A 9,268-nucleotide genomic window follows, 5' to 3' on the forward strand; every position below is an offset into this window, starting at 1 on the left:
TTTTCATATTTTATATGAAAACAAATATATATATATATATTTGTTTTCAATAAATTTTAGTAATTAATTATGTGTTTTCTTTAATAAAATATAATACATAACATATACCATTGTTATATAATTTCTATGCTGTCTTATTTTACTTAAAACTTATAGTTTTATTATTATTATTATACTAAATTAATAGATACACTGTTGTTTAAACATACTAAATTTTAGGTGTGTTAAAAAACATAGTCTCTTCTTGTCCAATCATTTCTTCAACAACAAGATGATCTTTACTTAATATACGTAACTTATTTAGGACTTGATGTACTAAAACATCTGGAGCTGACGCTCCAGCAGTAATGCCAACATTATTTATCCCATGTAACCAATCTCTTTGAATATCATTAGCATGACTAATTAAATATGCAATTTTTCCAATACGATGTGCTAATTCAATTAATCTCATAGAATTAGACGACATCCTTGATCCTACAACAAATATTATCTCTACTGTTAAAGCTAAATTTTTAAGAGCGTTCTGCCTGTTAAATGTGGCATAACAAATATCATTTTTTCTAGGACTTAGGATATTAGGAAATCTTTTATGTAAAATCGTAACAATTTCTGCAGTATCATCTATTGACAAAGTTGTTTGCGTTACAAGAAACAAATTATTTGGATAATTCACCTGAAGTAACAAAGCATCTGATCGAGATTGAACTAAATATATTTTTCTCCCAGAATTTTTAGGAATATATTGTCCCATCGTTCCTTCTACTTCTGGATGACCAGCGTGACCTATTAAAATAACTTCCATATCATTACGATTAGCGCGTGAAACCTCCATATGTACTTTAGTAACTAATGGACAAGTAGCATCAAGTATTACTAATTTTTTAATTTTCGCTTCTTCCCGTATCTTTTTTGATACTCCATGAGCAGAAAAAATTAAAATTGATCCATTAGGCACCTCATTTATTTGTTCAATAAAAATAATACCTTTCTTAGATAATTTGTTAACTACATAACTATTATGCACTAACTCATGTTTTACATAAATCGGAGTACCATATGCCTGAATAGCTTTTTCCACAATACTAATCGCTCGATTTACTCCTGCACAGAATCCACGCGGATTAGCTAATACAACTTTAATATCTATCCCCTTATTTGTATATATACAAATACAATAATATTGTATTATAATTACGATATAGTTTTTATAAACATATACGCATATCCTAAATTAAAATTTTTTAAAAATCATAATAGTGTTTTACTATTAAAATAATAGTTCCCATACAAATTACCATATCTGCGATATTAAAAGTTGGCCAATGCCAACTTTTAATATACACATCAATAAAATCAACTACTGTTCCATATAACACTCGATCTAATAGATTCCCTAAAGCTCCTCCAATAATCATAGAACAAGATATACTATAACACTTAGAATACTTCATCATTTTATACAAAGTTATAATAAATGCTATGATGATTAATATTGTTATCCATATGAATACCCAATGATAATATAAATTAACATCAGCAAATATCCCAAAAGCTAATCCTGAATTATGAATATAATAAAAATTAATGCCAGGTAGTACTGATGATACCTCTCCGATCAAAAAATGAGTCTTTATCCAATATTTAGTTTCCATATCTAATAACATTAATAATATAGATAACCATAACCATTTTAAATTTTTATAATTATACTTTTTATGCTGCATTAAAAAAACCTACGATTTTCTCCTGGACCAACCATATTAGAAATACAACGTGCACAAATATTTGAATAATTCTTATATTGATCAACATCTAATCTATAATGCCAACAACGCAAACACTTCTTTCCTTTAGCTTTTTCTAAAAAAATCTGCAATCCTGGTATTCCTTCTTGTTTGTGTGTAGTTGTATTAAATTTATCATAATAATCTAAAACTATAGCCGAGGATGTTATTAATCCAAAAGACAGTTCATTATCTAATATACGTAATTTATTTGCTAACTCTGGAATAGCATATAAAATTATACTAGCATCTAAGGATCCTCCAATAATTCCATTAAGACGTGCTTGTTCAATTGTTTTATTTACTTCGTTTCGAACATTTAAAAAAGTACTCCAATGATTACTACTCATAACTTGTGTCGAATTTATACTGAATAATCCATCATACCATTCTTCAGTAAACACATATTCTGAACGATTTCCTGGAATATACTTCCAAATTTCATCAGCAGTAAAAGATAAAATTGGAGCTATCCAACGTACCATAGATTCGATAATATGATATAATGCAGTTTGGCAACTACGACGTGCTGTGCTATTTTTTTTTGTAGTATACTGTCGATCTTTAATAATATCTAAATAAAACGAACCCATTTCTACTGAACAAAACTGCATAATTCGCCGTATTACATTATGAAAATTATATTTTTTATAATCTGATATTACTCCTAATTGTACAGACAAAGCACAATCTATTGCCCAACAATCTATTGCAATCATATTTTCTGGATGAACACAATCTTGTTCTGGGTTAAAATCACTGATATTAGCTAAACAAAATCGAGCAGTATTACGAATACGCCGATATATATCAGTTGTATGTTTTAAAATAGCACTGGAAATTGTCATATCTTTAGAATAATCAGAAGAAGCTATCCATAACCGCAAAATATCTGCTCCAAAATTTTTTATTATTTTCTGTGGACTAATAACATTTCCAAGAGATTTAGACATTTTACGTCCTTGAGCATCTACAGTGAATCCATGACTTAATACCTCCCTATAAGGCGCTTTACCTTTAATTACAGTTGATATAATTAAAGATGACATAAACCAACCCCGATATTGATCTGAACCTTCTAAATATAAATCTGGTACATGTTTATGATATTTGAATCTTTCTGGTATTACTGAATCACAAGTAGAACCAGAATCAAACCAAACATCAAGTGTATCTAATACTTTTTCATATTGATCCGCTTCTTTTTTTATAATATCTTCAGCTTTTAAATCCCACCATGCTTGTATCCCACATTTTTCTACACGTTGCGCAACTATTTCCATTAATTCAAATGTACGTGGATGTAAAACATCTGTTTGTTTATGAATAAATAAAGGTATTGGCACGCCCCAAACACGCTGCCTTGAAAGACACCAATCAGGTCTATTAATAATCATTGTTTCAATACTAGATTTACTCTTCTCCGGAATCCAGTGTACTTCATGTACTGCTTTCAATAATTTATCTCTTAAGTTATATTTATCTATACTTAAGAACCACTGTGAAGTAGTTTTAAATATAACAGGAATTTCATGACGCCAACAATATGGATAACTGTGTTCATAATTGCAATTTACATGTAATAAAGCACCTAACTGGCTCAGTAAATTTATTATTATATTATTTGATTGAAAAATATGCACTCCATCTAACATAGGATGTATATCAGATATATAATATCCTTTATCGTTTATTATATTATTAATATTTTTTAAATTATATTTTTGAGCTATAATATAATCGTCAATACCATGATTTGGAGCTATATGTACCGCTCCTGTTCCAGTATCCAATGCTACATGACAACTTAACACAACAGGAACATCAAAAGACATAAATGGATGATGAAATCTTAATGATTCTAAAGAATTACCTAAAGTTTCTCCTAAAATCTTCCAAGATAAGCATTGTATACGTTTCATTACAATGTCTACCAAATTGGCTGCAATAATTATATATCTGTTATCATTTATCAAAATTAATTGATAACTATAATCAGGATGTACAGAAATAGCTTGATTAGCAGGTAATGTCCAAGGAGTAGTAGTCCAAATAACTAATTCAATAGTACTTTTATACAAATTAATATTAAATATTTCAGAAACACGAATACTATCTGCTGCAGAAAAAGCAACATCAATAGCAGAAGATAAATGATTATTATATTCTACCTCTGATTCAGCTAATACAGAATGACATTGAAAACACCAATGTATTGGTTTAATACCTTTATAAAAATAACCATAAGATATCACTTTACTCAAAGTACGAATAATGTTTGCTTCAGTCTTAAAATTCATTGTTAAATAAGGTTGAGCCCAGTCTCCTAAAACACCTAACCTCATGAAATCTTTTTTTTGTATTTCTATTTGATCTAAAACATAATTACGACAAATATTACGGAATTCATTTGGACTAATGTTAATTCTCGGTTGTCCTATCGATCGTTCTACTTGCAGTTCAATAGGCAATCCATGGCAATCCCAACCTGGGATATAAGGAGCGTTATATCCCATGAAACCTTTATATTTAATAATAATATCTTTAAGAACCTTATTGACTGCATGTCCTAAGTGAATATTACCATTGACATAAGGTGGGCCATCATGTAATAAAAACAGCTTTTTTTTATTTTTTTTAAGACGAATAGCTTCATATAAATTATCTTTATACCAACGTTCTAATATAGCAGGTTCACATATAGTTAAATTAGCACGCATCGGAAACAATGTATGCGGTAAATTTAAAGTATTTTTATAGTTCATCATTTATAAATCATTCCATTTTTATAAATTTTGTTGATATTATTTTGTTAAAATAACTACGTACATTTATTATATCGTTTTTAATTTGATGTTGTAATGTTTCCATAGAAGTGAAATATTGTTCATCACGTATTTTAGCTAAAAAAACTACTTTAATGTGATAAGTATATATATTTGTAGATATATTTAGCAAATGCACTTCTAATTGTTGTTGGTTTTTACCAGTGATTGTAGGACGTATTCCTATATTAGCTATACCTGGTAATGGTAGATTAGAAATACCATATACTTTTACTGCATATACGCCACGTATAGGTAATCTTTTACCCTGTAATGATATATTAGCTGTAGGAAACCCAAGTTTACGGCCTAAGCTATTTCCATGTATTACTCTACCAGAAATACAATAAGAATGTCCCAGTAATAATTCAGCATCTAAAATTCTATTTTCTGTTAAAGCCTCACGTATTGCAGTACTACTTATTCTTTTTCCATTTGAATCAAGATAAGCAGCAGTGCGTATTACTTTAAAACCTTCATTTTTACTTATTTTTTTCAATAAAAAAAAATCTCCTTTCCTAAAGGCTCCAAACCTAAAATCATCCCCAATATAAACAAATTGCACTCCTAGTTTATAGATTAATATATTCTTAACGAAATTATATGCTTCTATTGAAGCAAATTTTTTATTAAAGGTAATACATAGAATAACATCTACACCTGCAGTATATAAATAATTAATTTTATCTCTCAACCTAGTTAATCGTATTGCTATTATATTAGATAGATATTCTCTGGGTTGTGGTTCAAAAATCATAACCATAACAGGTAATTTTAAATGATTCCTTTCTTCTTGTAATTTTGAAATTAATGCTTGATGTCCACGATGAAATCCATCAAAATTGCCAATAGTAAGTATACAGCCTTTATGATGAGATTTTATATTGTGTAATCCTCTAATAAATTCCATATCAAAATTTAAATAAATTATTAGAAAATATTTATACTATTCTATAATTTAATTAATTAAAAATAATAAAAAATAATTTAATTTTAAGATAGAATCAAGAAGTAAAACGTATACTATAATCATAAAGCAATTATATTTAAATCATAAATAATAATTGTAATATAAAATATAACAATATAATATATTCTATATTATATTGTTATATTTTAATTCTTAGGAGTAACATATTGGCTAATACTAAATCAGCTAAAAAAAATCTTATAAAATCAAAAAATCAACGTAGGCATAATATAAGTCGTCGATCAATGCTGCGCACTTTTATTAAAAAAGTGCATATAGCAATTGCAGCTAAAGATAAAAAATCCGCAATGACATCATTTGTTTCTATGCAAAAAATAGTAGATCGTCAGGCTTGCAAAGGTTTAATTCATAAGAATAAAGCTGCTAGACATAAATCTAGGACATATACGCGTATTGAATCAATGACTCATTCTTCATTGGAATAATAAGATAAAAAATCAAAAACATTATCTCTAAAAAATAACGATAACTCCGTTTTAATCAGATTAACGAGTAAGATCATCAAAAAATTTTTTTACGCCATCAAAAAAACTTTTAGATCTAGGACTATTTCTATTACCATTAGGTCCTTCAAAACTATCTGACAAATCTTGCAGCAGTTGTTTTTGGGTACTGCTTAATCTAACGGGAGTTTCTACTACCACCCTACATAATAAATCGCCATTACTGCCGCCGCTACTACGTACTGATCTCACACCCTTTCCTCTCATGCGAAACAACTTTCCAGTTTGTGTTTCAGGAGGAATTTTTAATTTAACTCTACCATCTAAAGTGGGTACCTCAATTTCACCTCCTAAAGCTGCCATAGAAAAACTAATTGGCACTTCACAATAAAGATTTTTTTCTTCTCTATCAAAAATTGGATGTTTTCTAACTTGTACTTGAACATATAAATCCCCTGCAGGAGCGCCATTCATTCCAGATTCACCTTCACCTGACAAGCGTATACGATCTCCTGTATTTACACCTGCAGGAATCTTAACAGAAAGAGTTTTAGATCGCTCTACCCGTCCATTTCCATGACATCTATTACAAACTTCTTTAATAATTTTCCCATGTCCATGGCATGCAGGACATGATTGTTGCACAGAAAAAAATCCTTGGCGTATTTGAATTTGTCCTTGACCATGACACGTCATGCAGGTGACTATTGATGCATTAGATCGTGCTCCACTTCCATGACATTTCTCACAGCTTGATAAAGTTGGGATACAGATTTCTTTAATAACTCCACGTACTGCATCTTCTAAATTTAATTCTATATTATACCGTAAATCTGATCCTCTACCTGAACGATTTCTCCTATTTCCTCCAAATATATCTCCAAACACATCACCAAAAATATCGCTAAAATCTGCTGATGATGTCCTTCCTGAATTAGCCGCTGACCCCATATTTCCTTGCTCAAACGCTGTATGACCATACTGATCATAAGCGGCACGTTTTTCTACATTACTTAATATTTCGTATGCTTCTTTAATTTCTTTAAACTTTGTTTCAGCTGCAGTATTTCCTGGATTACGATCTGGATGAAATTTCATTGCCAGGCGTTTATAGGACTTTTTGATTTCACGCTCATCCGCATTTTTGGAAACGCCCAAAATCTCATAATAGTCTGATTTAGCCATGGTTTTCTTTATATCCCTCAATATACCTATTCATTAGGTATTTAACATATTTATTTTCATAATATTTTTAAGTTATAACTTTAATATTATTTTCTCCTGTTCTAAATTTAATTTTTTAAAAAATTATTTTTTATTTTTTATTTCTTCAAATTCTGCATCCACCACTTCTCCAGTTGGATCAGCGGTACTATTAGAAGTTTGAGATTTAGATTGTTCTTGATGTTTTTGACTTGCTTCTAATAATTTTCCAGAAACTTTGATTAAAGATTGAATTTTAGATTCAATTTCACTTTTATCTTCATTTTTTATGACTGATTCCAATTCTCTTAATGCGTCTTCTATAGAAGATTTATCATCCGATGAGATATTGTCACTTACTTCTTTTAACTGTTTTTTTGTACTATGCAATAAATGATCAGCCTGATTACGAATCTGTACTAATTCTTCAAATTTACGATCTGATTCAGCATTAACTTCTGCTTCTTTAACCATTTTCTTAATTTCTTCTTCATTTAAACCAGAAGAAGCTTTGATAGTTATCTTTTGTTCACGCCCACTATTTTTATCTTTAGCAGATACATGCAAAATACCATCAGCATCAATATCAAAAGTTACTTCAATCTGAGGTGTACCACGCATTGCCGGCGTTATTCCATCTAAGTTAAATTGTCCCAATGATTTATTGTCACTTGCTCTTTTTCTTTCGCCTTGTAATACATGAATAGTAACAGCAGATTGATTGTCTTCAGCTGTAGAAAAAATTTGACTGTGCTTAGTAGGGATAGTAGTATTTTTGGAGATTAATGAGGTCATGACTCCTCCCATAGTTTCAATCCCTAAAGATAATGGTGTTACGTCCAACAACAACACATCTTTCACGTCTCCTGATAATACTCCTCCTTGTACTGCTGCTCCGATAGCAACTGCTTCATCAGGGTTAACATCTCTACGCGGTTCCTTTTGAAAAAATTCAGAAACCTTTTTCTGCACAAGAGGCATACGAGTCTGTCCGCCTACTAAAATAACATCATTTATTTTAGTAATAGATAAATTAGCATCTTTTAGCGCCACTTTAAGCGGCTCCATAGTACGATTCACTAAATCCTCCACAAGAGATTCTAATTTAGCACGTGTTACTCTAAAATTCATATGCTTCGGACCAGTATTATCTGCTGTAATATATGGTAAATTTACATCAGTTTGATGTGAAGTAGATAATTCTATTTTTGCTTTTTCTGCCGCTTCTTTTAATCGCTGCATTGCTAAAGGGTCGTTATATAAATTAATATGCTGATCTTTTTTAAATTCATCTACTAAATGATTTATTAAAAGGCTATCAAAATCTTCGCCGCCTAAATGAGTATCTCCATTAGTAGACAATACTTCAAAAGTTTTTTCTCCATCAACATCATCAATTTCAATAATCGAAATATCAAAAGTTCCTCCACCTAAATCATACACAGCAATAGTACGATTACCCCTAGTTTCTTTATCTAAACCATAAGCTAATGCTGCAGCAGTTGGTTCGTTGATGATACGTTTAACCTCCAAACCAGCAATACGCCCGGCATCTTTAGTAGCTTGGCGTTGAGCATCATTAAAATAAGCTGGGACCGTAATCACCGCCTCTGAGATTTGCTCTCCAAGATAATCTTCTGCGGTTTTTTTCATCTTTTTCAAAATTTCAGCGGAAACTTGAGGAGGAGCCATTTTTTGCCCTTTAACATCTAACCAAGCATCTCCGTTATCAGCAGAAATTATTTTATACGGCATGATATTAACATCACGCTGAACTTCTTTATCTTGAAATCTACGACCAATCAGTCGCTTAATAGCAAACAAAGTATTCTTAGGATTAGTAACAGACTGACGTTTGGCCGGCTGACCAACTAAAATCTCACTATCTTGTGTATAAGCAATAATAGAAGGAGTTGTACGATCGCCTTCGCTATTTTCTAATACACGAGGCTTATTTCCTTCAATAATTGCAACACAAGAATTGGTCGTGCCTAAGTCTATACCAATAATTTTTCCCAT

General features: G+C 30.4%; 7 protein-coding genes. 1 reads left to right on the forward strand and 6 read right to left on the reverse strand.

What is annotated here, in order from left to right; all coding sequences use genetic code 11:
• Window positions 1–208 precede the first annotated feature (208 nt).
• The 4 genes from ispH to ribF form a co-directional block, all read right to left on the reverse strand.
• Entirely contained in the window at window positions 209–1,144 is a 936-nt protein-coding gene (ispH, locus tag VOI34_RS03275) for a 4-hydroxy-3-methylbut-2-enyl diphosphate reductase (RefSeq protein ID WP_331828743.1), read from the reverse strand.
• Between the two features lie 100 nt (window positions 1,145–1,244).
• The gene (gene lspA / locus VOI34_RS03280) at window positions 1,245–1,727 is read right to left on the reverse strand and encodes a signal peptidase II (protein WP_331828429.1); all 483 of its coding nucleotides are present in this window, start codon (window positions 1,725–1,727) and stop codon (window positions 1,245–1,247) included.
• Window positions 1,727–4,555, reverse strand: coding sequence for an isoleucine--tRNA ligase (gene ileS, locus VOI34_RS03285; protein WP_331828430.1), 2,829 nt, complete (start codon window positions 4,553–4,555; stop codon window positions 1,727–1,729). Before ileS ends, lspA begins: the two co-directional genes overlap by 1 nt.
• A gap of 7 nt (window positions 4,556–4,562) precedes the next feature.
• Window positions 4,563–5,522, reverse strand: a complete 960-nt coding sequence (ribF, locus tag VOI34_RS03290; RefSeq protein WP_331828431.1) for a bifunctional riboflavin kinase/FAD synthetase — start codon at window positions 5,520–5,522, stop codon at window positions 4,563–4,565.
• A gap of 227 nt (window positions 5,523–5,749) precedes the next feature.
• Here ribF and rpsT point away from each other — a divergent pair, with 227 nt between their 5' ends.
• Window positions 5,750–6,028: a 30S ribosomal protein S20 gene (rpsT, locus tag VOI34_RS03295; RefSeq protein WP_331828432.1), complete on the forward strand. Its 279-nt coding sequence runs from the start codon at window positions 5,750–5,752 to the stop codon at window positions 6,026–6,028.
• Window positions 6,029–6,088: 60 nt separating this feature from the next.
• Here the strand turns inward: rpsT and dnaJ are convergent, their stop codons facing one another.
• Both dnaJ and dnaK read right to left on the reverse strand, forming a co-directional pair.
• Window positions 6,089–7,231, reverse strand: coding sequence for a molecular chaperone DnaJ (gene dnaJ, locus VOI34_RS03300; RefSeq protein WP_331828433.1), 1,143 nt, complete (start codon window positions 7,229–7,231; stop codon window positions 6,089–6,091).
• Window positions 7,232–7,354: 123 nt separating this feature from the next.
• Window positions 7,355–9,268 (reverse strand): molecular chaperone DnaK, encoded by a 1,914-nt coding sequence (gene dnaK, locus VOI34_RS03305; RefSeq protein ID WP_331828434.1) that lies wholly within the window; start codon window positions 9,266–9,268, stop codon window positions 7,355–7,357.

Source organism: Candidatus Blochmannia sp. SNP, from assembly GCF_036549215.1.
GTDB lineage: Bacteria > Pseudomonadota > Gammaproteobacteria > Enterobacterales > Enterobacteriaceae > Blochmanniella.